20 protein-coding genes are annotated in these 22,259 nt (G+C 69.2%); 2 read left to right on the top strand and 18 right to left on the bottom strand.

Going from position 1 to position 22,259, the window contains the following annotated elements; translation table 11 throughout:
- Positions 1-17: 17 nt before the first annotated feature.
- From DEU38_RS19270 to DEU38_RS19255, 4 genes are all read right to left on the bottom strand, one after another.
- Positions 18-1,658 carry a VWA domain-containing protein gene (locus DEU38_RS19270; protein ID WP_114722993.1) on the bottom strand — a complete coding sequence of 547 codons (1,641 nt, stop codon included), beginning with the start codon at positions 1,656-1,658 and terminating at the stop codon, positions 18-20.
- A gap of 69 nt (positions 1,659-1,727) precedes the next feature.
- Entirely contained in the window at positions 1,728-2,159 is a 432-nt protein-coding gene (locus tag DEU38_RS19265) for an SRPBCC family protein (RefSeq protein WP_114722992.1), read from the bottom strand.
- Positions 2,160-2,246: 87 nt separating this feature from the next.
- Positions 2,247-3,896 (bottom strand): cation acetate symporter, encoded by a 1,650-nt coding sequence (locus DEU38_RS19260; RefSeq protein ID WP_397484736.1) that lies wholly within the window; start codon positions 3,894-3,896, stop codon positions 2,247-2,249.
- Positions 3,896-4,258 carry a DUF485 domain-containing protein gene (locus DEU38_RS19255; protein ID WP_114722990.1) on the bottom strand — a complete coding sequence of 121 codons (363 nt, stop codon included), beginning with the start codon at positions 4,256-4,258 and terminating at the stop codon, positions 3,896-3,898. The genes DEU38_RS19260 and DEU38_RS19255 overlap by 1 nt, the downstream gene beginning before the upstream one ends.
- A 68-nt stretch (positions 4,259-4,326) precedes the next feature.
- On the opposite strand from DEU38_RS19255, the gene DEU38_RS28600 reads away from it, so the two are divergent.
- Positions 4,327-4,488, top strand: coding sequence for a hypothetical protein (locus tag DEU38_RS28600; protein WP_181818853.1), 162 nt, complete (start codon positions 4,327-4,329; stop codon positions 4,486-4,488).
- On the opposite strand, the gene DEU38_RS19250 is transcribed toward DEU38_RS28600, so the two are convergent.
- The 13 genes from DEU38_RS19250 to DEU38_RS19195 all read right to left on the bottom strand — a co-directional run bounded on the left by DEU38_RS19250 (position 4,463) and on the right by DEU38_RS19195 (position 18,662).
- Positions 4,463-4,825, bottom strand: a complete 363-nt coding sequence (locus tag DEU38_RS19250; RefSeq protein ID WP_114722989.1) for a Rieske 2Fe-2S domain-containing protein — start codon at positions 4,823-4,825, stop codon at positions 4,463-4,465. The two genes, DEU38_RS28600 and DEU38_RS19250, sit on opposite strands and share 26 nt — an antisense overlap.
- 108 nt (positions 4,826-4,933) lie before the next feature.
- Positions 4,934-6,688: a cation acetate symporter gene (locus tag DEU38_RS19245; protein WP_114722988.1), complete on the bottom strand. Its 1,755-nt coding sequence runs from the start codon at positions 6,686-6,688 to the stop codon at positions 4,934-4,936.
- Positions 6,689-6,700: 12 nt separating this feature from the next.
- Positions 6,701-7,072, bottom strand: coding sequence for a hypothetical protein (locus DEU38_RS19240; RefSeq protein WP_114722987.1), 372 nt, complete (start codon positions 7,070-7,072; stop codon positions 6,701-6,703).
- Positions 7,069-7,824, bottom strand: a complete 756-nt coding sequence (locus DEU38_RS19235) for a LytR/AlgR family response regulator transcription factor (RefSeq protein WP_397484735.1) — start codon at positions 7,822-7,824, stop codon at positions 7,069-7,071. The genes DEU38_RS19240 and DEU38_RS19235 overlap by 4 nt, the downstream gene beginning before the upstream one ends.
- Positions 7,825-7,933: 109 nt before the next feature.
- A complete protein-coding gene (locus tag DEU38_RS19230; RefSeq protein ID WP_258558008.1) occupies positions 7,934-9,163 on the bottom strand; it encodes a sensor histidine kinase in 1,230 nt (409 codons plus the stop codon).
- Positions 9,139-10,320 carry a lipase family protein gene (locus tag DEU38_RS29330; protein WP_114722985.1) on the bottom strand — a complete coding sequence of 394 codons (1,182 nt, stop codon included), beginning with the start codon at positions 10,318-10,320 and terminating at the stop codon, positions 9,139-9,141. The genes DEU38_RS19230 and DEU38_RS29330 overlap by 25 nt, the downstream gene beginning before the upstream one ends.
- Before the next feature lie 31 nt (positions 10,321-10,351).
- Positions 10,352-11,989, bottom strand: a complete 1,638-nt coding sequence (locus DEU38_RS19220) for a Na+/H+ antiporter (RefSeq protein WP_114722984.1) — start codon at positions 11,987-11,989, stop codon at positions 10,352-10,354.
- Between the two features lie 76 nt (positions 11,990-12,065).
- Positions 12,066-12,257 carry an antitoxin gene (locus DEU38_RS19215; protein WP_031938790.1) on the bottom strand — a complete coding sequence of 64 codons (192 nt, stop codon included), beginning with the start codon at positions 12,255-12,257 and terminating at the stop codon, positions 12,066-12,068.
- 100 nt (positions 12,258-12,357) lie between these two features.
- Entirely contained in the window at positions 12,358-13,056 is a 699-nt protein-coding gene (locus DEU38_RS19210; protein WP_114722983.1) for a PaaI family thioesterase, read from the bottom strand.
- A gap of 79 nt (positions 13,057-13,135) precedes the next feature.
- Positions 13,136-14,335, bottom strand: a complete 1,200-nt coding sequence (locus tag DEU38_RS19205; protein ID WP_181818852.1) for a globin domain-containing protein — start codon at positions 14,333-14,335, stop codon at positions 13,136-13,138.
- Complete coding sequence (locus DEU38_RS28595) at positions 14,335-14,742, bottom strand: hypothetical protein (protein ID WP_181818851.1); 408 nt, start codon at positions 14,740-14,742, stop codon at positions 14,335-14,337. Before DEU38_RS28595 ends, DEU38_RS19205 begins: the two co-directional genes overlap by 1 nt.
- A gap of 119 nt (positions 14,743-14,861) precedes the next feature.
- A complete protein-coding gene (locus tag DEU38_RS19200; RefSeq protein ID WP_258558007.1) occupies positions 14,862-15,992 on the bottom strand; it encodes a globin domain-containing protein in 1,131 nt (376 codons plus the stop codon).
- A gap of 198 nt (positions 15,993-16,190) precedes the next feature.
- Entirely contained in the window at positions 16,191-18,662 is a 2,472-nt protein-coding gene (locus tag DEU38_RS19195) for an HAD-IC family P-type ATPase (RefSeq protein WP_114722981.1), read from the bottom strand.
- A 77-nt stretch (positions 18,663-18,739) separates the two neighbouring features.
- Between DEU38_RS19195 and DEU38_RS19190 the strand changes: the two genes are divergently transcribed.
- Positions 18,740-21,112, top strand: a complete 2,373-nt coding sequence (locus tag DEU38_RS19190) for a glycoside hydrolase family 3 C-terminal domain-containing protein (protein WP_114722980.1) — start codon at positions 18,740-18,742, stop codon at positions 21,110-21,112.
- A gap of 19 nt (positions 21,113-21,131) precedes the next feature.
- Here the strand turns inward: DEU38_RS19190 and DEU38_RS19185 are convergent, their stop codons facing one another.
- Positions 21,132-22,229, bottom strand: a complete 1,098-nt coding sequence (locus tag DEU38_RS19185; RefSeq protein ID WP_114723017.1) for an MBL fold metallo-hydrolase — start codon at positions 22,227-22,229, stop codon at positions 21,132-21,134.
- Positions 22,230-22,259 lie beyond the last annotated feature (30 nt).

Raw genomic sequence — 22,259 nt, 5'->3', positions numbered from 1 at the left:
GCCCACCCTGCGCGCGTTCAGCTCGTGGCGCGACTGCGCATCGCGTCGACGAAGACCCCGGGGATCTCGGCCGGGGTACGCGCGATGTGGCTGGTTCCGCCGGTCGCTGCCGAGATCTTCTGCAGGACCGCCGCATCGGCGTCGTCGGTGATGCCGATCGTGACGATGATGACCGGACGCGCAGGATCCTGCTCCCGCTTCAACGTCGCCAGCAATTCGTCGAGCGAGATGCTCGACGGATCCTCGTTGGCGCCGTCGGTGAGGAGGATGACGCTGTTGATCGCGCTCGGGTCGTACCCCTCCTTGACGTTCCGGAACGCCGCGAGTGTGGTGTCGTAGAGCCCGGTCCCGCCCTTGACCAGAGACGGCAGCATCCGGACGGCGTCGGTCATCCGCTGCCGGTGACTCACCCCGTCGACCATCTCGTCCATCCGCCGGATCGGCGCCAGTTCCTTGTAGTCCTTCCCGTTTCCGCCGAGCCCGATCGAGAACGCCCACAGACCCAGCTGCGCGTTGTCCGGGAACAGCATGGCGCCGGTCTCACTGGCCTGCACCGTCAATGCGATCCGGGTGTCGGGGCCGGCCGTCTCGGCCATCGAACCCGAGACGTCCTCGACCACCAGTGCGCGCGACGGCAGCGCCAGCACGGCGTAGCGCCGGAGCACCTGGGCCGTGGCGGCGGGATCGGAGACGGTCAGTACGGTGGCCTCCCCGACGCCGCGACCGGCGTCGAGCGGAGCCCGGTCGGGTCCACGGAACCCGCTCTGCGACAAGGCGACCCGTCCCGATTCCGTCCCCATCACCTCGGCCAGCGCGACTCCGGCCGCTCGCGCGTCGGCGTGCTCGGTGCCCGATGCCGTCGCCACCACCGGGTAGTCGAGGAACACCGCGCCCGTGTTCGGGACCGTCACCGCCAGCTTCGTCGACGCGTCGTCCTGGTTGTGCGCCGCCACCTGCTGTTCGGTAGCGATCGCGATGCCGCCGTCCGCGGTGACGGCCGCGAACCGCGCGGAGGCGTCGGTCTGGTGCATGTTGGCGGCCTGCGCCTGCGCGATCGGGACGAGTGCGCCGGGCACGGCGTCGGCGGCGACGGTACCGGCGGCCGCCTCCCAGAGCGCCCCGACGATGGGCGCGACCGAGACGCTGCTCGTCAGCGGATCACCGATCCGCAGCCCGGGCAGTTGCAGCGCGCTCGTCCACGTCGCGAAGAACGGCATTTCCGACTCGCGCGCCGCGATGACCACCGGAGTGGCCGCGACGGATGTGGCCGCGACGTCGAACAGGGTTCCCGTTCCGCTGCTGGCCTTGGCGACCCACTGCGTCGAATCCGGAATCCACAGATCCGGTCCGCCCTGCTGTCCGGGCGCCCCGAGCGGATCCATGCCGGACGCCGCTTCGATTCGAAAGCTGCGGCAACCGAGGTCCTCCGCGGACGCCTCGGTGGTGACGGCGGTGAGCACGGGGGCGATCGACGGGTCGGCCGCCACCACGTACTCGGTGGTCGAGTCGCATCCGCCGCCGCCCAGTCGGTCGAATACGAAGTAGCCGCCGGCGCCCACGACGAGCAGCGCGGCGAGACCGACCGCGCCGTACTTGACGACGGGCGATGTCGATTTCGATTTCGATTTCGTGCGCGACGCGCTGTGACGACCGGCCATGGCTTCGAGACCTCCAGGGAAAGCACAGGGAGCGCTGGTGGGCGGGGTGAACGGACGGGTACCGCCGAATCAGGCGTACAGGGTGACGAACTTCTGCAGGGAGCTTTCGATGTCGCCGCGCAGCGCCTTCGCCACGCCGGAGCCGATGGGGCCGAACAGCGGCGCACCGCCGAGATCGATGTCGAGGGCGACCTTGGCACCCGCGGCCGCCTGATCGACACTCAGGACCAGCCCCAGCTTGACGCCGCCCTTGCCGTCCCCCTTCAGGACCAGGCTGCGTGGCGGGTTGTACTGCTTCAACGTCCACTTCACCCGATTGCGCAGTCCCTTGACCGTGACGACCGAACTGATCGTGGTGCCGGCGCTCAGCTCGGCGGGCAGTTCGCTGCGCCATCCCTCGTGGATGCTGAGCCACTGCTCGAATCCGTCGAGATCAGACGCCTTGGTCCACGCGTCCTCGGGACTCATGGGGACGTCGATCGACACCTTCAGCTTCGCCATTGACGGATCGTAACCAATCAGAAAGGTGACGTACACGACAGCTGTGCCTCGTGCCGCGAGCGCGACACGAGGCACAGCGGGGTGGAACTAGTGCGAGACGGCCTTCTCGACGCCGACGCCGGTGAGCGAGCGGACCTCCATCTCGGCCTGCTTGAACGGGTCCTCGAGCTTGTTGCGGCCGACGTAGGTGCCGACGATGCCGAGGACGAACGCGAGCGGGATCGACACGATGCCGGGGTTGGCCAGCGGGAACCACGCGAAGTCGGCGTCCGGGAACATCGACGACTTGGCACCCGAGACCGCCGGGGAGAACACGATGAGCAGCAGGCAGCTGACGAGTCCGCCGTAGATGCTGAACAGCGCGCCGGTGGTGTTGAACTTCTTCCAGAACAGCGAGTACAGCAGCGTCGGCAGATTCGCGGAAGCGGCGACCGCGAAGGCCAGGGCGACGAGGAACGCGATGTTCTGCCCCATCGCGAGGATGCCGAGGACGATCGCGACGACGCCGATGACCACCACGGTGATCCGCGAGACCCGGACCTGCTCCTCCTCCGACGCCTTGCCGCGCTTGATGACGCTGGCGTAGATGTCGTGCGCGAACGATGCGGACGCGGTGATCGCAAGTCCGGCGACGACGGCGAGGATCGTCGCGAACGCGACCGCGGAGATGATGCCGAGGAAGATCGTGCCGCCGAGTTCGAAGGCGAGCAGCGGCGCCGCCGAGTTCTCCTTGCCCGGGGCGGCGAGGATCTTGTCCGGGCCGACCATCTTCGCGGCGCCGTACCCGAGGACGAGCGTGAACAGGTAGAACGCGCCGATCAAGCCGATCGCCCACGTCACCGAGCGCCGGGCCTCCTTCGCGGTCGGCACCGTGTAGAAACGCATCAGCACGTGCGGCAGACCCGCGGTGCCGAGGACCAGCGCGATGCCCAGCGACAGGAAGTCCAGCCGCGACATGTCGCTGATGCCGTACTTGGCACCGGGCGCGAGCACGTCCCGGCCGGCGACGGCCTCGTTGGCCGAGCCGTTGACCATGTTCTGCGCGTCGGCGAGCAACTGCGAGAAGTTGCCCTTCACCGCGAACAGCACCAGCACGAACATGATTCCGGCGCCGGCGATGAGCAGGACGGCCTTGACCATCTGCACGTACGTCGTGCCCTTCATGCCGCCGATCAGCACGTACACGATCATCAGGACACCGACCACCGCGACCACGACCGCCTGGCCCGCGAAGTCCTTGATGTTCAACAGGAGTGCGACCAGTCCGCCCGCGCCGGCCATCTGGGCGAGCAGGTAGAACAGCGAGACGACGAGCGTCGACAGCGCCGCCGCCATCCGCACCGGTCGCTGCTTCAGCCGGAAACTGAGCACGTCGGCCATCGTGAAACGTCCTGTGTTGCGCAGCAGTTCGGCCACCAGGAGCAGCGCGACCAGCCATGCGACGAGGAAGCCGATGGAGTACAGGAAGCCGTCGTAGCCGTACACGGCGATCGCGCCGGCGATACCGAGGAACGACGCCGCCGACAGGTAGTCGCCGGCGATCGCGAATCCGTTCTGCGGGCCGGAGAACTGGCCGCCGCCGGTATAGAAGTCCGACGCCTTCTTCGTGGTCCGACTGGCCCGGATCACCAGCGTCATGGTGCCGACGACGAACGTCACGAAGATCGCGATGTTGAACAGCGGGTTGCCGACATCGGCGGCCGGTGCCGCAGGCGCCGCCTGGGCGAGGGTGGTGATCACTGTGCCGGTCCTTCCAGTTCCTCGCGGATCGCTGCCGAGCGCGGATCGAGTTCCCGGTTCGCGAACTTCACGTACAGGGCGGTGATGACGAACGTCGTCACGAACTGGCCGAGGCCGAGCACGATGCCGAGGTTGACGTTGCCGAAGACCTTGGTGGCCATGAAGTCCGACGCGTACGTCGCGAGCAGGACGTACACGAAGTACCACGTGAGGAAGAACGCGGTCAGCGGGAAGACGAACCGCCGCAGGCGGCGTCGCAGATCCTGGAACTCGGGGCTCGCCTGCATCTCGACGAAGGCCTGCGCATCGGGGGCAGGCCGTTGCGGCGGCGCTCCCGAGCTGAGATCTGTTGTGGTCACTGCGCGCTCCTAGTTCGTGCGGGGTGTGCGAAGCGACGCTAGTGAGAGCCAGGTCACAGGAGAAGCATGTGGCGCCAGTCACACGCCGAGCTGTCGGCGTGTGCGCCGAACGGTCGCCCGGGCGCGACGAACGGCGGGGCGCCGCGCGCTACATTGCCATCGGCATCGCGATCAGCACCGCGCTCGGTGTCGTCACCGCGGCGCTCACCACCAGGCGTTGGAAGCCCTGACCGGCCGACCGGTCGGCGCAGCGTCGGACTTCTGCACGTACAGCAGGCCCTCCCGCTCCTCCGTCGTCCACGCGCGGATCGGGAGGAGCTTGGGCGAGCCGCCGACGCACTTCCCCTTGCCGTTCCAGCGCCAGAGATGGGCCGGGCAGTCGATGTTGTCGCCGACGACCCGGCCTCGGCTCAGATCGGCGCCCATGTGCGGGCAGCGCGAATCGAGGAGGTGGATGACGCCGGCGCGGTCGGAGAAGGCCACGAGGTCGGTGTCGAATGCCCGCACGGCGTGCGGCTTGCCGTCGCGATAGTCGTCGGCCGATCCGAGGCAGTACCAGTCCGACACAGGGTCTCCTTCTTCCGGGCGTGCACACCCGAGCGCACGCAGACTCGGCCACGCTCGCCGATACCGACGATGCACGTCAATCGCGGGACCCATCCACCGGAACCGGCGTCACAACGAACGAAGGTCGTCCTCGCGGTCGCGGCCCATCCCCAGCCGCTCGGGCGCGTGCATGCGGGTGAAGATCCGGCCGATATCGGCCGACGCCTGCCGTCGGGTCGCGACACTCACGAACACCATTGCCGCGAACGACAGCGGGACGCTCACCGCCGCCGGATACCCGATCAGCACGGACGGCCACCCGTGCCACACGTCGTCCGACGGCACCCCGAGCACCGCGAGCATCGCCGCTCCCCCGCCCACCACGAGACCGACCATCAGTCCCGCCGCGGCCCCGGCGGCCGTCAGCCCGCGCCACCAGATGCCGAGGATCAGCAGTGGGCACAGCGTGGACGCCGCGACCGCGAAGACCAGGCCCACCGAACGCGACAGGTCCAGCGACGTCGCGCCCAACGCCAGCACGAGCGGCACCGCACCGGCCAGGACGGCGGCCACCCGGAAGTCACGGATCCGGCCGCGCAACACGTCGGTGCTCAGCACGCCGGCGATGCTCACCAGCAGTCCCGACGACGTCGACAGGAACGCCGCGATCGCGCCGGCCGCGACGAGCGCCGCGAGCAACTGGCCACCCCATCCCGAGAACACCGACACCGGCAGCAGCAGCACCGCGGCGTCGGACGTCCCGGTGATGAGCAGTTGCGGCACGTACAGCCGGGCGAACACCCCCAACAGCACCGGGAACAGGTAGAACACACCCACGAGCGCGATCACCACGAGCGACGTCAGCCGCGCCGCCCGCCCGTCCGGGTTGGTGTAGAAGCGGACCAGCACGTGCGGCAGGCCCATCGCGCCGAGGAAGGTCGCGAGGATCAGCGAGTACACCTGGAACAGCGGGTGCGGACCACCGAAACCGCCGCCCGGATCGGCCCACCCGGCGCCGTCGGCTGGAGCGCCCGCGACGACGGGCACCGGCGATCCGGCGGGCAGCACCAGCGTCGTCCCCTTGCCGAATTCGTGCCGGCCGGTGCCGAGTTGGACGTCGCCCGCCACCTCTCGGCCGTCGAGTTGTCCGTGCACCGTGACGTCGGTCGGGGTCGCCACCTGCACCACCACATCGGTGGTGATGTCCACCGACGTCTGCGCGGCGACGGTCGGTGGTGCGGGCGCGCCCACCGGCCGCGCGTCGGCGAAGTAGTGCACCGATAGCACCAGCGCCGGGACCGCGACGGCCGTGAGCTTGAGCCAGTACTGGAATCCCTGCACGAACGTGATGGACCGCATGCCGCCACCCACGACGTTGGCGATCACGATCACCCCGACCACGACGACGCCCACCCAACCGGGCACGCCCAGCAGGATGTTCAGCGTCAGCCCGGCCCCCTGCAACTGCGGCACCATGTACAGCCCGCACACCAGGGCGACCACCACCATCGCGATCCGGCGGACCCGCACCGAGCCGAGCCGGAACTCCGCGAAGTCGGGCACCGTGTACGCACCGGACCGGCGCAGCGGGGCCGCGACGAACAGCAGCAGCCCCAGATAGCCGGCGGTGAAGCCGATCGGATACCACAGCGCGTCCGCGCCGTACTTCGCGATCAGGCCTGCGACTCCGAGAAACGATGCCGCCGAAAGATATTCACCCGATATGGCGGCCGCGTTCCATCCCGGACCGACGCTGCGGGACGCGACGAGGAAGTCGGATGTGGTGCGCGCCAGGCGAACCCCGTAGATGCCGATGCCGACGGTGGCCACCGCCGCGGCGACGAGCGCCAGCACCGTCAGGAGCGGAATGGGCTGTCCGGTCATCGGCGCCGCGGCTCAGTCGTCGACCAGGTCGGTGAAGTCCTGCTCGTTGCGCTCGGCGGCGCGGATGTAGAACCAGCCCGCCGCCAGCAGGATCGGGAGCGGCGCGGCGGCGAGGAACCACGGCAGACGGATGCCGAACACCGCGACATCGGCGACGCGGGGAAACAGGAGCAGCAGCACCGGGACGGCGCCGAACGCCAATCCGACCGCGACCGCGACCCGCAGCGCCAGGCTGAGCTGGGCCCGGACCAGCCCGCGGATCATCGCGTCGCCGACCTCGGTCTGCTCCTGCACCTCGACGCGCGTGCGCACGATCCGGGCCCCGCGCCGCTGCGCGAGCACCACCCGCTCGCGTGCGGGTGGGACGGCACCCGGCGATGTCACCTCGACATCCAGTTCTGCCGCGGGCCGCGAATCAGCTTGTCCTTCAGTTCGCGCGTGTGCCGGCGACTGACGGGGAGTTCGACGGCGGGAGCGCCGCCCTGCGGACGCAGACACACCACGAGGCCCGAGCCGACACTCCGGATCCCCGTCACCTCGGACAGCGACACCAGATACGAGCGGTGCACCCGCAGGAATCCGGCGTCGGTCCAGCGGCTCTCGAGCGACGAGATCGGGATCCGGACGAGGTGCGATCCGGTCGCGGTGTGCAGGCGGGCGTAGTCACCGTCGGCCTCCACCCACTTGACGGTCGAGCGCGGCACCAGCGTCGTGACCCCGCCCAGTTCCACCGGGATCACCTCGTCGGCCGCCGACGTGTCGTCGGCCTCCCCGCGGGTGCTGCGGCGGCGCTCGACGATCCGACGCACCGCTTCCGCGAGACGCTCCTCGCGCAGCGGCTTGAGGAGGTAGTCGACGGCACCGAGATCGAAGGCCGCCACCGCCCGGTCCTCGTGCGCGGTCACGAACACCACCGACGGCGGATTCGCGAACTGCGTCAGGATGCCGGCCAGCTCGAGTCCGTCGAGGCCCGGCATGTTGATGTCCAGGAACGCGGCGTCGACGGCGCCGTCACGCAGGATCCGCAACGCGGTGGTCGCATCCCCGGCGGTGAGGACCTCGCCGATGTCCTCACGGGCGCGCAGCAAGTACGCCAGCTCGTCGAGGGCGGGGCGCTCGTCGTCGACTGCCAGCACGGTCAGGAGGCCATCCGAGGGCCCGTCAGAGGTCTCTTTCACAACGAATCCATCGTGCCATGTCGCCGCGGCGAGTCGGACCATGGCGGGCCGATCGACTCGTTCGTGATCAGGCCCGAATGCCGGGCCGGAACTTCGGCACCCGCATGCTGACCTTGGTGCCCGCCCTGGGCGCGGTCTCCACCACCAGCCCGTAGTCGTTGCCGAACGCCGCCCGCAGCCGGTCGTCGACGTTGGCGAGGCCCACGTGGGCGGCCTCGGACACACTGGGCCCGCCGGGACGGGCCTCGACGGCGTCGAGTTCCCCCGAGCGCAGCAACTCGGGGTCCATGCCGACCCCGTCGTCCTCGACGCTGATCACGCAGTCGGTGCCCTCGTCGGAGGCGACGATCGTGACCGTTCCCCCACCCCGTTTACCCGACAGCCCGTGCCGCACAGCGTTCTCCACGAGCGGTTGCAGCGCGAGGAACGGGAGCACGACGCTGAGCACTTCCGGCGCCACCTGCAGTCGCACCTGCAGGTTGTCGCCGAACCGCGCGCGCTCGAGGGTGAGATACCGGTCGACGTTGCGCAGCTCGTCGGCCAGAACGGTGTACTCGCCCGCCGACCGGAACGAGTAGCGCGTGAAGTCGGCGAACTCGAGCACCAGCTCCCGCGCGCGGTCGGGGTCGGTGCGAACGAACGATGCGATGGTCCCGAGCGCGTTGTAGATGAAGTGCGGGCTGATCTGGGCGCGCAGCGCCCGGACCTCGGCGCGGTCGATGCGCGCGCGGGACGCGTCCAGTTCGGCCAGTTCGATCTGGCTGCACGCATACCGCGCGACTTCGGTGAGCGCCCCGAGCATCGCCGGCCCGGGTTCGGTGGTGGTCACGACCCCCAGCACCCCGACGACGCCGGTGCTCTCGACCGACAGCGGCTGCGCGATCAGTGCCCGCACGTCGTGGTCGTCGCCGTTCCGGTCGAGGTCGGTGCGGTCGACGAGAACCCGGCGTTCGCCGTCGATCGCGCGGGCGGCGGCGGCCACGAACTGCCCCGACAGCCCGTCGTGCGGGCCGTTCCACGCCAGCAGATGGCCGTCCGGGCCGGCGATGGCGAGCGACTGCGCTCCGGTGAGCAGCCGCAGGTGCGGCGCCGCCTCCCGCGCGGACGTCTCGTCGAGACCGCGCCGCAGCGGTCGTGCGGCCAGCGACGCCGTGTGCAGGGTGTCGTGGACCGCGCGTTCGGCCGGTGTGGTGAGCACGCGTCTGGTCCGCATCGCGACGACCGTGAGGGCAACGGCGAGCGCGACGACGGTCACCGTCCACACGATGGCGGTCACGGCGCCGCCTGCCCGGCGCACGTGTTCACGACCGGTGCGCCGGCGAAGCGGTCCGCGACCCAGTCGATGGCACCGGGCAGAGCCTTGGAATCGGCGTGCACGTCGTCGGCGCGGTACCGCAGTTCGATCGCATCCCCCTGCCCGCATGCGCGCCCGACCGCGGCGACGGTCCAGTCGGGCCGGATCAGGTTGTCCCGGCCCGCGACCACCACCAGCAGTGGTGCCGCGGCCGGCTGCTGGGGCAGGGCGTCGTGTGCCAGCCACTGACGCATCCGCGCGACGTCGCTGGTGCTGCGCGGCAGCGTGTCGGCGGGTGTCAGATTGAGCGCCACGGACAGTTTCCGTGACGCCAACTCCCCGGTGCAGGACCTGATGACGTCGCGGTTGTCGGCGAGGGTGCCCCGGATGTAGGCGCTCGCGTCCAGGTCGGGGTGGGACACCGACAGACCGTCGAGCAGCATCGGCAGGAAGAACTGTTGCGGCACGTCGAGGGTGACCGGGCCGTCGGAGACGATCGGCGTGAGGTCCGCGGGCGGGGACAGGCTCGCGGCGCCGAGGAACTCGAGTCCGTCGCCGTACCGCGCCGCCTGTTCCGCGGCGGCCCACGACGCCTGACCGCCCTGCGAGACCCCGATCGCAGTCCATCGGGTCGAGGTGTCGGGCACGAGGTTCCGCGCGGCACGGACCGCGTCGATCAGGTTGCGTGCGGCCGTGACCGGCTCGAGGTAAGGGTGCGGGCCGTCGGTGCCGAGGCCCTCGTAGTCGGTGACGGCGACGACGAATCCGCGCGCGAGCAGATCCCGGACCAGCCCGTCGGAACCCAGCAGGTTCGGATGCCCGGACGGCGCACACTCGTCGAGCAGGCCCGTCGTCGGATGCCCCACCGTCACAATCGGCCAACCACCGGGCGGCGCCTGCCCGGGCGGCGCGAACACCGTCCCCGACACCTCGGTGCCGCGGTCGTCGATGCCGGAGGTGGACCGGTAGAGGATGCGGTGGCCGGACAGCCCGGTCCCGGCGAAAGGTTCGTCACGGGTCACGTTGCCGCGGTCGGCGGGATCGGGCAGCGCGATCGCGGAGGTCGTCGGGGCCGCCGACGGGGTCACGCGTTCCGGGGAGTCGGCGGTCGCCGAGCAGCCCGCCACCAGCACCGCGCACGCGAGCGCGGTGAGCGCCATCCGGGTTCGGGTCACGGCTCGATTGTGCCCGTCATCCACGCCTGCGGCGCACTCTCTGCTCCGCGGCGGCTTCCTCGATGTCCCTCGATTCGAGTTCCGCGCGCAGCACCTCGTCGTCGAGGACACCGTCGTCGCGGGCCGTGATCAGCGCGCTGCGCTGCGCCTGCAGCGCCCGTCGCCGGACCGCGTCGAACATTGCGCCGGCGCGCTCGATCTTGGACGCGGTGCCGGTGTCGTCCTCTTCGGCCTCCTCGACCTGGGCCTGGGCGCGGACCGAGACCCGGACGCGATTGAGCGCCTTCTCGAACTGGTCGGGATCCGCACCGGCCGGCGGCCTCGCGGCGACCTCGGCGAGCGCACGGTCGGCCGCGTCGGCGGCGATCGTGCGCGCGAGCAGTGTCTGCTGCCGCCCGCGTTCGAGTTCGGCGGGGTCGGCGACGTCGAGGCGCCGGATCATGAACGGGATCGTCGACCCCTGGATCAGCAGGGTGCCCACCGCGACGACGAACGCGATCGCCTGGATGACGCCGCGCCCCGGGAACGGCTCCCCCGACGCTGTCAGCACCGGGACACCGCCGGCGGCCGCGAGGGTGACGACACCGCGCATGCCCGCCCACGACACGACGAGTTTCTGACGCCAGTTCATTCCGGTCTGTGCGGTGGTGCCGTGTCGTGGATCGAACCGCATCCGTATCCCGCCCCAGTTCAGGAACACCCACATTGGGCGGACCAGGATCACGACGACCAGCACCGCGAACCCGTACGCGAAGACGTGGTGGACGGGCAGTCCCTCGTCGGCGACGTCGTCGATGACGAACTCGAGTTGCAGGCCCATGTAGGCGAAGACGAACATCTCGAGCAGCATGTCGAGCGTCGCCCACAGCGAGCGTTCCTGCAGCCGGGTCGGGATCGACACGTTGGTCGCGTGGTGGCCCATGACGAATCCGGCGACCACGACGGCGAGCACCCCGGAGGTGTGGATCTCCTCGGCGGCAAGGTAGGCCGCGAACGGCAGGACCAGTCCCAGAACGGTTTCGAGCGGTGAGTCGTACATCCGCGCGCGCACGAAGCGCACGACGGTGGCCGTCACGAGGCCGATGACGACACCGCCGACCACCTCGTAGAGGAAGAACAGCACCGGTTGCTCCACGACCACGCGGGTCCCCGCGACGGCCGCGACACCCACGGTGAACAGGGTCAGCGCGGTCGCGTCGTTGAGCAGGCCCTCACCGGTGAGGATGGCGAGCAGGCGTTTCGGCAGCCCGAGCTTGCGTCCCACGGTGACCGCGCTGACGGCGTCGGTCGGCGATACGACGGCGCCGAGGACCAGTGCCGCGCCGAGCGTCAGCTCCGGCACCAGCCAGTCCGCGAAGAATCCGACGGCGAACGCCGTCACCAGAACCAGACCGACACCGAGTCGCAGGATCGGCGCGATGTTGCGACGCAGGCTCGACATCGAGAAATCCAGAGCCGCCGAGTACAGCAGCGGCGGCAGGACCAGCCCGAGAATGATCTCGGGATCCAGCTCCAGCCGGGGCATGCCCGGGATGAACGACGCCGCCGAGCCGACGGCCACGAGAATGAGGGGAACCTGCAGGTCCCGCCGCTTGGCCAGGCTCGTCACCGCGATCGACACGATGATGACGAGCAGTACGAGGGTTCCGTTCACACGACGATTGTGCCGCCGACCGGGCCCCCGTCACTCGCTGCCGCGCCGCCCTGCGCCGGCAGGCCGGCTCACACCGTCATTCCTTCGGGGGCACAACCTTCTTGGCCGCCTCGGCGGCCTTGTCGATCTTGTCGCTGTACTTGCCGCCGGTCTTCTCGTCGGCGATGTCGGCCGCCTTGTCGATCACGTCCTGCACCTTGTCGGAGTGCTCGGCAGCCAGCTCCTGCCCCTTGTCGACCAGTCCCTTGACCGAATCCATGAATCCCATACCGACATCCTCCTCGGGTTCGTCCACGGCCACTGCGCCGCGCAACCAGTTTCACACCCTGGTCGCGGTGTTTTCCACAGCGGGTGCCGTCACCGGCCGCTCAGGCCGGTCCCGGCACCGGCACCGGCACCGGCACCGGACCCGATCCGTCGCCGCCACGCGCCCAGCGCGGCAGGATGAAGATGCCCTCGGCCTCGATGCACACGCCGTCGGGACCCGCCAGGTGGCCGGTGACGAAGGTCTTGACCCCCTCGACCCGGTCGATGCGCGCCTCCGCGTGGAGCTTGCCCAGCGGGGTCGGCCGGAGGTAGCGCAGGGTCAGGGTCGCGGTCATACCCGGGGCGCCGCCGGCCTCCGCAGCCTCACCGAGAACCTGGTCGAGCACGAGGGCCGACACACCTCCGTGGGTCAGGCCGGCCGGACCCTCGTACGGCATCCCGAGGTGGAAGTCCGCCCACACGCGGCCGTCGGGGTCGCGGTTCACGGTCAGCGGCGGCGCGACGGCGTTGCGCAATCCGACCGCGGCGTTGCCCCACGTCCGCTTCGTCCCCGACGCACCCCACCGCACGCCGAACGGGGTGGGCCGGGTGCGCTTGCCCAGCAACTCCTTCGCCGCCTCGATGTGCTCGCGGGCCCGGGCGATGTCCGCGGCCTCGACCTCGGTGGCGAGGGTCAGTTCGATCAGTTCACGGACGCTGTCGGTCAACGGGCCGTAGAGATCCGCCTCGCGGGCGATCTCGTCGTCGGTCAACCCGTCGAAGACGTAGAGGAGCTTCTGCTGCTCGGTCGAATCGGTCACTCTGCCTCACTCCCACTACGGACCACACGCGATATGCATCATGCACGTGATGTGAGCGACACCGTCGACCGGCTCCCCGTCAGTCGAAGCCGAGCCACGAATCCGGGGCGAACACCTCGTAGTGGATGCGCTCTGGACGGACCCCCTTGACCACCGCGATCTTGCGAACCTGCCGCATGAACTGGGGCGATCCGCACAGGTACACGTCGGCGTTGCGATCCCAGTCGTGTTTGCGCAGCTGCGCGATGCCTTCCTCGAGGGCACCGGCGTAGAAGGTCTCGATCGACGTCCTGCCCGCGTACGCAGACAGCAGTTCCCGAACCTGGCCACGGTGGCCGAAGGACGCCTCGCCGGAGTCGACATGGAAGACGTGCACCGGGCGGGTGTCCCCATCCTCGACCATCTTCTGGAGGACGGCGACCGTCAGCGCGGAACCCACACCGGACGAACCGAGCACGATCGGACCGTCCGCCGGAATCGGATACGACGTCCCCGACGGGATCGACACCACGAGGGGGTACCCGACGCCGATCTCGGCGATCAACTTGTTCGACACGCGGCCGCCCGGCACCGCACCGATGGTGAACTCCCAGGTTCCCGGATCCTGGCCCTTCATCGCGGTGTACTGACGGATCTGGCGACTGCCGTCCTCGTAGATCACCGACACGGAGATGTACTGGCCGGCCTCGAACTGATGCATCGGGGAGTTCTCGTCTCCGGCGAGGGTGAACGTCCACACACCCGGGGCGACCTCGCGGCGACCGACGACGGTGAGCGCGGACCAGATCTGCGCGGTGGGCACCCCGGCCCTCTCGTAGACCGCGGCTTCCTGCCTGATGAGCGAGTTGGCCATGAGCCAGTAGACCTCGTCCCACGCCGCGGCGACCTCCGCGGTCACCGCGTCCCCGAGCACCTCGACGATGGCCTTGAACAGCGCGCGGTGAACCATGTCGTAGTGCACCGGGGCGATGCCCAGCGAGGCGTGCTTGGCGGCGATTCGCGACATGACGTGGTCGACCGGCGGCGCATCCTCGGTGACCAGCAGGGTGGCGAAGGCCGCGATCGCGCCGGCCAGTGCCTTCTGCTGCTCCCCGCTCTCCTGGTTCGTCTGGTTGAAGAGGTCCTTCTCCAGCGCAGGGAGACTGTCGAACAGGTTCTTGTAGAAGACACTGCTGATCCGGCCCAGATTCGCGCCCACCACGGGCAGCGTCGCCTCGATGACGGGCAGGGATGCAGGCGAAAGGAGCGACGAATTCGGCGCAACAACGGCTTCGGACATCAGATAGTCACGACCTTTCGAGACCAATGAAAAACGGCGGACAATCCATCGCCGACCCCCTGATGAAAGGCGACCTCCACGGACGAGTCGGAAACCCCATCGTGGAATCGAGGACCGAACTTGTCCTGGAGGGCGATGATCAGACGGGTGACCGGCCCGGAAACGTCGGGCGAGGCGACATGGGGGCGGTACAGGGCGTCGGATTCCTGGAAGACACCCAGAACCCCCTTCAGGTAGTACTGGAGCTCCAGGGATTCCAGGTACGAATCGAGGTCGGACGTCGTCGAACCCCATATTTCTGCGTCCCGCATCAGCGACGCGACCTCGCGAGTTTTCGTGAATGGTTCGTAGCGAAGGGATTCTCGATGATCTAATTCCGCACCCACCCCAGACCGGGTCAGGGTCATCCTTCTAGTCCTTCGTTCTCTGCCACAAAGAGCTTCCACCCCTGCTGTAAAGGGCTGAACAGAATACGGGTGGGGCCATACGGGAATGGCCCCACCACGTATTCACGCCTATGGAGTGATCAGGATCGGAGCCAGGAATCCGGCCCGAAGACCTCGTAATGGATCCGGGAGTCCGCGACGCCGGCGACGTCGAGCAGCTTGTGGGTGGCGGCGACGAAGTCCACCGAGCCACAGATGAGAGCGCTGTCGGTGTCCTCGACGGCGAGGTCCTCGATCGCTCGAGCGAATGTGTCGTCGGACTCCGAGTAGCAGAAGACGTGTTCCCCACCCAGCTTCTCGACCAGGTCCGTGGTGGTGTCGGCGAAGGCGTGGGATGCGCTGTCCGGATCGGCATGGATCACGACAACCGGATTCTTCCGGCCCTGGGCGACCATACCGTGGAGAATCCCGACGAACGGGGCGTTGCCGATGCCCTTGGACAGCAAGAAGACTCGGCCGGCGCCCTCGGGGAGGGCGACATCGCCGAAGGGCGGCGACGCGATCACCGTGGATCCCCCGGCGACATGGTCATGGACGAAGTTGGACACCTCGCCCCGCGGATCGCTCTTGTCCCGCTTGACCGCCACCTCGATCCTGCCGTTGCCGAAGTCGACGATGGAGTACTGGCGGATCTGACGCGCGCCGTCGGGCAGTTCCACGCCGATCGACAGGTACTGACCGGGAACGGGCTCCTGGAACCCACTGGCATCGAGGACGAGCGAGACCACGTCCTCGGTACGCCTGACGACCTCCAGGACCTGAACCTCTCGCAGGACGGTGTCGGGGTCGACGTCGGCGTCCTTGTAGAGCTGCTTCTCGGCGTCGATCAGGGCATTGGCCAGGAGCCAGTACACGGCGTCCCACGCTTCCGCGACCTCGGGAGTCACCGCGTCGCCGAGCACCTCCACGATGGCCTCGAACAGGAAAGTGTGCACCACGTCGTACTGGGGTTCGCTCACGCCGAGCGAAGCATGCTTGTGCGCGATCCGACCGATCGTCGTACGAGGATCCTCGTCGGTCTCCGAGATCAGAAGCGTCGCGAAATTGGCGATGGAACCGGCCAACGCCTTCTGCTGTTCGCCCCGAGCCTGATTGCTCCTGTTGAACACGTCGCGCTCGAGCGCCGGAGCCGCATCGAACAGCTTGGTGTAGAACAGCCCAGTGATGGCGCCGATGTTCTCGCCCACCACGGGCAACGTCGCCCGAATCACTTCGGCATGCTTCTCCGACAACAGTTGCGCTGAAATGGCTGTCCCCTTCATCCCGACCGAAATCCATTGGTCCGTCGTGTCTGCGCGGTGGACTTTACGACAGAGATCACGGAATTTGTCGGGATTGCGCAACATAGTTCGAACAGCCGGTCCGACGGTTCCCGAGACGCACTCGGGAACCGTCGTGTCACCCTCCGATCACGCTGCGTGCACGCCGGGAAGATCGTCGCTCGACGCGAACAGGCGCCGGTGCTCACCGTGGATCCGGCCGGTCACCCACCAGGCGATCTCGACCAACACGACACCGACCAGCCCGATCCCGAGCGCACCGGTCGTGGCCGCCACGTTGGAGGGATCCAGCTTGAAGAACTCGCGGGTGAAATCGAATCCGAACAGGACGACGTACCCGAGCACCGAGCCCACGAGCAGCACGATCTTCCACCACGTGTACGGGCGGGCGACCACGGCCAGCACCCACAGCGCGATCATGATGAGGGTTATGAGAGCGGTGGTGCCGGCCTGCTCCACCTCCTGTTCGGTGGCATTCACGCCCTTGTAGGCGAGCAGGTACGACACGTACGTCGCGACGCCGATGATGACGCCGGACGGGATCGCCAACCGCATGACCCGCCCGACGAACCCGCTGCGGGCGCGCTCGTTGTTGGGTGCGAGCGACAGGATGAATGCCGGGATACCGATCGTGAACCAGGCCGCGATCGTCACGTGCCGCGGCAGGAACGGGTACGGCAGCGGATCGAAACCGAAGATCTGTGCCACCACGCCGGAGATGCCGATGAGGAACGCCAGCAGCACCGAGTACACGGTCTTGGTCAGGAATAGATTCGAGACGCGCTCGATGTTGCCGATCACCCGCCGGCCCTCACCGACGACGTACGGCAGGGTCGCGAACTTGTTGTCCAACAGCACGATCTGCGCAACGGCACGGGTCGCGGGACTGCCCGAGCCCATCGCGACTCCGATGTCGGCGTCCTTGAGTGCGAGCACGTCGTTGACGCCGTCGCCGGTCATCGCGACCGTGTGCCCGCGCGACTGCAGCGCGCCGACCATGGCGCGCTTCTGATCGGGTCGCACGCGACCGAAGGTGGTGGACTCGTCGAGCACGTCGGCCAGCTCGTCCTGGTCCTCGGGCAGCTGCCGGGCATCGATTGCCTGCTCGCCGCCGGCCAGTCCCAGCGAGCTCGCGACGGCACCGACCGACACGGCGTTGTCGCCCGAGATGACCTTGACATCCACCTTCTGGCTCGCGAAGTACTCGAGGGTCTCGCGGGCGTCGGGGCGCACCTTCTGGTCGAGAACCACGAGGGCGCGCGGGGTGACGACGCCGGGCGCGTCCGCAGCGTCGACGGCCCGGTCACTGCTGCCGAGCAGCAGCACGCGCAGGCCCTGGGCGCCGATCTCCTCGGCCTGCCGGGCCATGTCGCTGTCGGGGTCGAGCAGGACGTCGGGGGCGCCGAGCAGCCAGTTGCCGTTGTTGCCGTAGGACTGCCCGCTCCACTTCTTCGCCGACGAGAACGGTGCCACCGCGGTGGGCTCCCAGCCCGGATCGTCGGAGAGCGCCTCCTTGATCGCGAGCATGCTCGCGTTGGGGCGCGGATCGTCGGCCGCCATCGCCGCGAGTGCGCGCGACGCCTGGGTGTCGTCGGATCGGGCGGTGCGCACCTCGGACAGCCGCATACCGTTCTCAGTGAGCGTGCCGGTCTTGTCCGCGCACACGACGTCGACCCGGGCCAGGCCCTCGATGGCCGGTAACTCCTGGACGAGGCACTGGCGCTGACCCAGCCTGACGACACCGACCGCGAACGCGATCGAGGTCATCAGCACGAGTCCCTCGGGGACCATCGGCACGAGCGCCGCGACCATGCCGTTGAGGGCGGGACCGATGTCCTGACCGCTCGAGAACAGCTGGTTGTAGATGATGAGCAGACCCGCCGGAATCATCAGGTAGGTGATGAACTTGAGGATCTTGTCGATACCCGAACGCAGTTCGGAGTGCACCAGCGTGAACTTGCTGGCTTCCTCGGCGAGCTTCGCGGCGTACGCGTCCCGGCCCACCTTGGTCGCGCGGTAGGCGCCGCTGCCGGCGACGACGAAGCTGCCCGACAGCACAAGCGAACCGTTCGGCTTGTGCACCGGGTCGGCCTCGCCGGTGAGCATGGACTCGTCCACCTCGAGCGCCGACGCCTCGACCACGACGCCGTCGACCACGATCTGGTCGCCGGGCCCGAGCTCGACGATGTCGTCGAGCACCACATCGCGCGGGGCGAGAGCGGCGGCCGTGCCGTCGCGGCGCACGATCGGCTTGGCCTGGCTCACGATCGCCAGCTGATCGAGGGTTCGTTTGGCGCGAATCTCCTGGATGATGCCGATCCCGCTGTTGGCGACGATCAGCAGACCGAACATTCCGTCCACGATCGAGCCCGTCGACAGCACGATGATCAACAGGACACCGAGGATCGCGTTGATCCGGGTGAACACGTTCGAGCGGATGATGTCCTTGACCGAGCGACTCGCTCGGTCGGGAACGTCGTTGGTCTGCCCGTTCGCGACCCGCGTCGCCACCTCGTCGGCCGTGAGACCGTTCTCGATGTGCCGGGGGTCGGTCTCGAGGGTGCCGACAGCGCCGCCTTCGGTGGGGTCGTCCGTTGCCATGACACGAAGGCTATTCCAAGCCGTCCCGTTTGCCACAGACAGTCCGCTGTGTGAGGCGCCACGGGCATGCTGGTCACATGACGACACACGAGCAGGTATCCCTCACATCGGGTGCCGACTTCTGGAACACCCAGGCTCCCGCCGGGACGGGACTGCCCGCCATCATGCTCACCGACGGGCCGCACGGCCTCCGCAAGCAGCGCACCGATGCCGGGTACGCCATGGAATCCGTTCCGGCGACCTGCTTTCCCACCGCATCTGCCCTCGCGGCGACGTGGGACGTCGAACTGCTCGAGGAGGTCGGTGTCGCGCTCGGCGCCGAGGCCCGCAGCGAGGACGTCAGCGTCCTGCTCGGCCCTGGCGCGAACATCAAGCGCAGCGCGCTGTGCGGGCGGAACTTCGAGTACTTCTCGGAGGATCCGTTCCTGTCGTCCCGGATGGCCGCGGCCTGGATCCGGGGCGTGCAGTCGGCCGGCGTCGGCGCCTCCCTCAAGCACTTCGCCGTCAACAACCAGGAGTTCCGCCGCTACAGCGTCGACGCGCTCGTCGACGACCGCGCGCTGCGGGAGATCTACCTGGCGAGCTTCGAGCACGCCGTCGTCGCGGCCCGGCCGGCGACGGTGATGGCGGCCTACAACCGGGTGAACGGCACCCACTGCGCCGAGCACCGCTTCCTGCTGACCGACATCCTGCGCGACGCCTGGGGGTTCGACGGTCTGGTCGTCTCCGACTGGGGCGCGGTGACCCGGCGGTCCACCTGCCTCGAGGCGGGCCTGGATCTGGAGATGCCCGGCTACGGCGGGCGCGGCGACGACGCGGTGCTCGAGGCGGTGCGCACCGGCGAACTGAGTGCCGCAGCCCTCGACCGGGCCGCCGAGTCGGTGCGGCGGCTGATCGAGCGCACGGCCCCGGCGCGCACCGCAGAGAAGGGCTACGACCACGCGGCCCACCACACCCTCGCTCGGCGTGCGGCGCAGGCGGGCACGGTGCTGCTGACGAACGACGGCGTGCTGCCGATCGGCTCCACCGAACGCATCGCCGTGATCGGCGAGTTCGCCAAGCAGCCGCGCTACCAGGGCGCCGGTAGCTCCGGGATCAACCCGCATCGCGTCGACGACGCATGGACCGATCTGACGGAGCAGGTCGGCGCGGACCGCCTGTCCTACGCGCCGGGCTACGTGCGCGGCTCGGGCCGCACCGAACCCGCGCTGCTCGACGAGGCTCGCCGGGTGGCCGGGGCGGCGGACGTCGCGGTGGTGTTCGCGGGCCTGCCCGACAGCTACGAGACCGAGGGTGTCGATCGCGCGAACCTGGATCTGCCGGCCGGTCACGACGCACTGATCGCCGCGGTCGCCGAGGCCTGTCCGCGCGTGGTGGTCGTGCTCGCGAACGGCGCCCCGGTGACGATGCCGTGGCACGACGACGTCGCCGCGATCCTCGAGGGGTACCTCGGCGGACAGGCCTCCGGTAGCGCGGTCGCCCGGGTCCTGATCGGCGACGCCGAGCCCGGCGGCCGACTGGCCGAGACGTTCCCGCTGCGAGTGACCGACAACCCGGTGCACGTGTGGCCCGCGGGGCCGGCGCAGGTGGAGTATCGGGAGAGCGTGTACGTCGGGTACCGCTACTACGACGCCGCCGACGTCGACGTCCGCTACCCGTTCGGCCACGGACTGAGCTACACGACGTTCGACTGGACCGAACTCGAGATCATCGAAGTGGAGAACGACGACGCGTCCGAGCAGCGCTTCGATGTCAGCGTCCGGGTGACCAACACCGGCGACCGGCCGGGCAGCGACGTCGTCCAGGTTTACGTGCGGGACGTCGAGTCCACCGTCTTCCGGCCCGATCAGGAACTCGCCGGGTTCACCAAGGTGCACCTGGTCCCGGGCGAATCACGCCGCGTCACAGTGCAACTGGATCGCCGAGCATTCGCGTTCTGGGACACGACGGTCGACGACTGGTCGATCGAATCCGGCGATTTCGAGATCCGCGTCGGAGCGTCGTCCCGCGACATCCGGACGTCGGCGACGGTGACGCTCGAGTCGGACCGCACGGGCTTCGCACCCGGCCCGGCCGGGTATCACGGGTCACCGGTGTTCGACCGCGACGCGTTCGCCGAGCTGTACGGCCGCCCGCTGCCCGACAACGTCGTCGACGCGCCCGGGCACTACACCGTCGACACCCCGCTCGCCGACATCCGCCACCCCGCGGCGACACTGCTGACGACGGTGATGCGACGGAAGGTCGCGGCGATGATCCCGGCCACCGACGAGGACGATCCGCTGTCGCTGCTGTTCGCACGGTCGCTGCAGGAGCTGCCGCCGCGGATGATGACGATGCTCTCGCAGGGCGCCGTCACGCCCGAGGCGACGCAGGCCTTCGTCGACATCTGCAACGGTGGACTGCTGCGCGGTACCCGGAAGCTGGTGTCGGCCCTGCGCCGCAAGTAGCCCCGCGTCCGGGCCGGGGTCAGCCCAGTTCGTCCCACCACGTCTTCTGGGTCGGCGGCCGGAGCGCGTCGATGCGCTGCCCCACCATGGGCACCGCCATCGTGACTCCGGCCGCCGCGGCCGCATCCGCGACGCGGGCGATCGGCTCACCCCACGGGTGGAAGGCGAGATTGAAGGTGGCCCAGTGGATGGGGATCAGCAGCGCGCCGCCCACGTCGAGGTGGGTCCGCACGGCCTCCTCCGGGTTCATGTGGATGTCGGGCCAGCGCTCGTCGTACGCGCCGACCGGCAGCAGCGTCACGTCGAACGGCCCGTGCGCGCGGCCCAGATCCGCGAAACGCGGCGTGTAGCCCGAGTCGCCGCCGAAGAACACCTTCCGCTGCGGCCCGGCGATCACCCAGGACGCCCACAGCGTCGTGTCGCGGGCGATCCCGCGGCCCGAGAAGTGCCGGGCCTCGGTACAGGTGAGGGTCAGTCCCGCAACCTCGGCCTGCTCGTCCCAGTCGAGTTCGACGATCCGTTCGTCCGGGACGTTCCAGCGCCGCAGGTGCGCCCCGACCCCGAGCGGAACCACGAACACGGTCTCCTGTGTGCGGGCGAGGGCGGTGACGGTGGCCTGGTCCAGGTGGTCGTAGTGGTCGTGCGATATCACCACGGCGTCGATCGCGGGCAGGTCCGCCAACGACATCGGCACCGGATGCATGCGCGCCGGGCCCACGACGGACGACGGCGAAACCCGTTCGCTCCATACGGGGTCCGCCAGTACACGACGGCCGTCGACCTCGACGAGCACACTCGAGTGCCCGAACCACGTCACCGCGAGTTCGCCCGCGGCGGCCGGCGCGAGAGGCGTCGCGAGCGGGATCTCGCGGCGCGGGCGTCCCGTGGTTCCGCGTGTGAGGAACGCCTTCGCGAGCCCGGACTGGGAGCCCGCCGGCAGGGATGAACTGGGATCGGAGTTGTGGAACCGGCTGTCCCGGTACCGCGGAGACGCCGCGGCATACGGCTTGATCGCGGCTCGCGACGCACCCAGCGCCGGCACCGCTCCCCACGCGGCCCGTGCCACCCATCCCGCGGCCGCTGCCGCTGCCGCGACCAGGACACCTCTGCCGATCATGACCATTCCGCTCCCCTGCCTGCGCTGGTT

Source organism: Rhodococcus sp. AG1013 (assembly GCF_003350365.1).
Taxonomy (GTDB): domain Bacteria; phylum Actinomycetota; class Actinomycetes; order Mycobacteriales; family Mycobacteriaceae; genus Prescottella.
Note: the sequence above shows the minus strand (reverse complement) of the source record. Positions and strands in the feature narration are given on the sequence as shown.

Bases quoted from the DNA above. Each gene is read 5' to 3' on its own strand.
- DEU38_RS19270 (WP_114722993.1), bottom strand. From the start codon at position 1,658: ATGGCCGGTCGTCACAGCGCGTCGCGCACGAAATCGAAATCGAAATCG.
- DEU38_RS28595 (WP_181818851.1), bottom strand. From the start codon at position 14,742: ATGACCCTGACCCGGTCTGGGGTGGGTGCGGAATTAGATCATCGAGAA.
- DEU38_RS19215 (WP_031938790.1), bottom strand. From the start codon at position 12,257: ATGGGATTCATGGATTCGGTCAAGGGACTGGTCGACAAGGGGCAGGAG.
- DEU38_RS29330 (WP_114722985.1), bottom strand. From the start codon at position 10,320: ATGGCGCTCACCGCGCTCGCGTGCGCGGTGCTGGTGGCGGGCTGCTCG.
- DEU38_RS19190 (WP_114722980.1), top strand. From the start codon at position 18,740: ATGACGACACACGAGCAGGTATCCCTCACATCGGGTGCCGACTTCTGG.
- DEU38_RS19205 (WP_181818852.1), bottom strand. From the start codon at position 14,335: ATGTCCGAAGCCGTTGTTGCGCCGAATTCGTCGCTCCTTTCGCCTGCA.
- DEU38_RS19245 (WP_114722988.1), bottom strand. From the start codon at position 6,688: ATGACCGGACAGCCCATTCCGCTCCTGACGGTGCTGGCGCTCGTCGCC.
- DEU38_RS19265 (WP_114722992.1), bottom strand. From the start codon at position 2,159: ATGGCGAAGCTGAAGGTGTCGATCGACGTCCCCATGAGTCCCGAGGAC.
- DEU38_RS19185 (WP_114723017.1), bottom strand. From the start codon at position 22,229: ATGATCGGCAGAGGTGTCCTGGTCGCGGCAGCGGCAGCGGCCGCGGGA.
- DEU38_RS19195 (WP_114722981.1), bottom strand. From the start codon at position 18,662: ATGGCAACGGACGACCCCACCGAAGGCGGCGCTGTCGGCACCCTCGAG.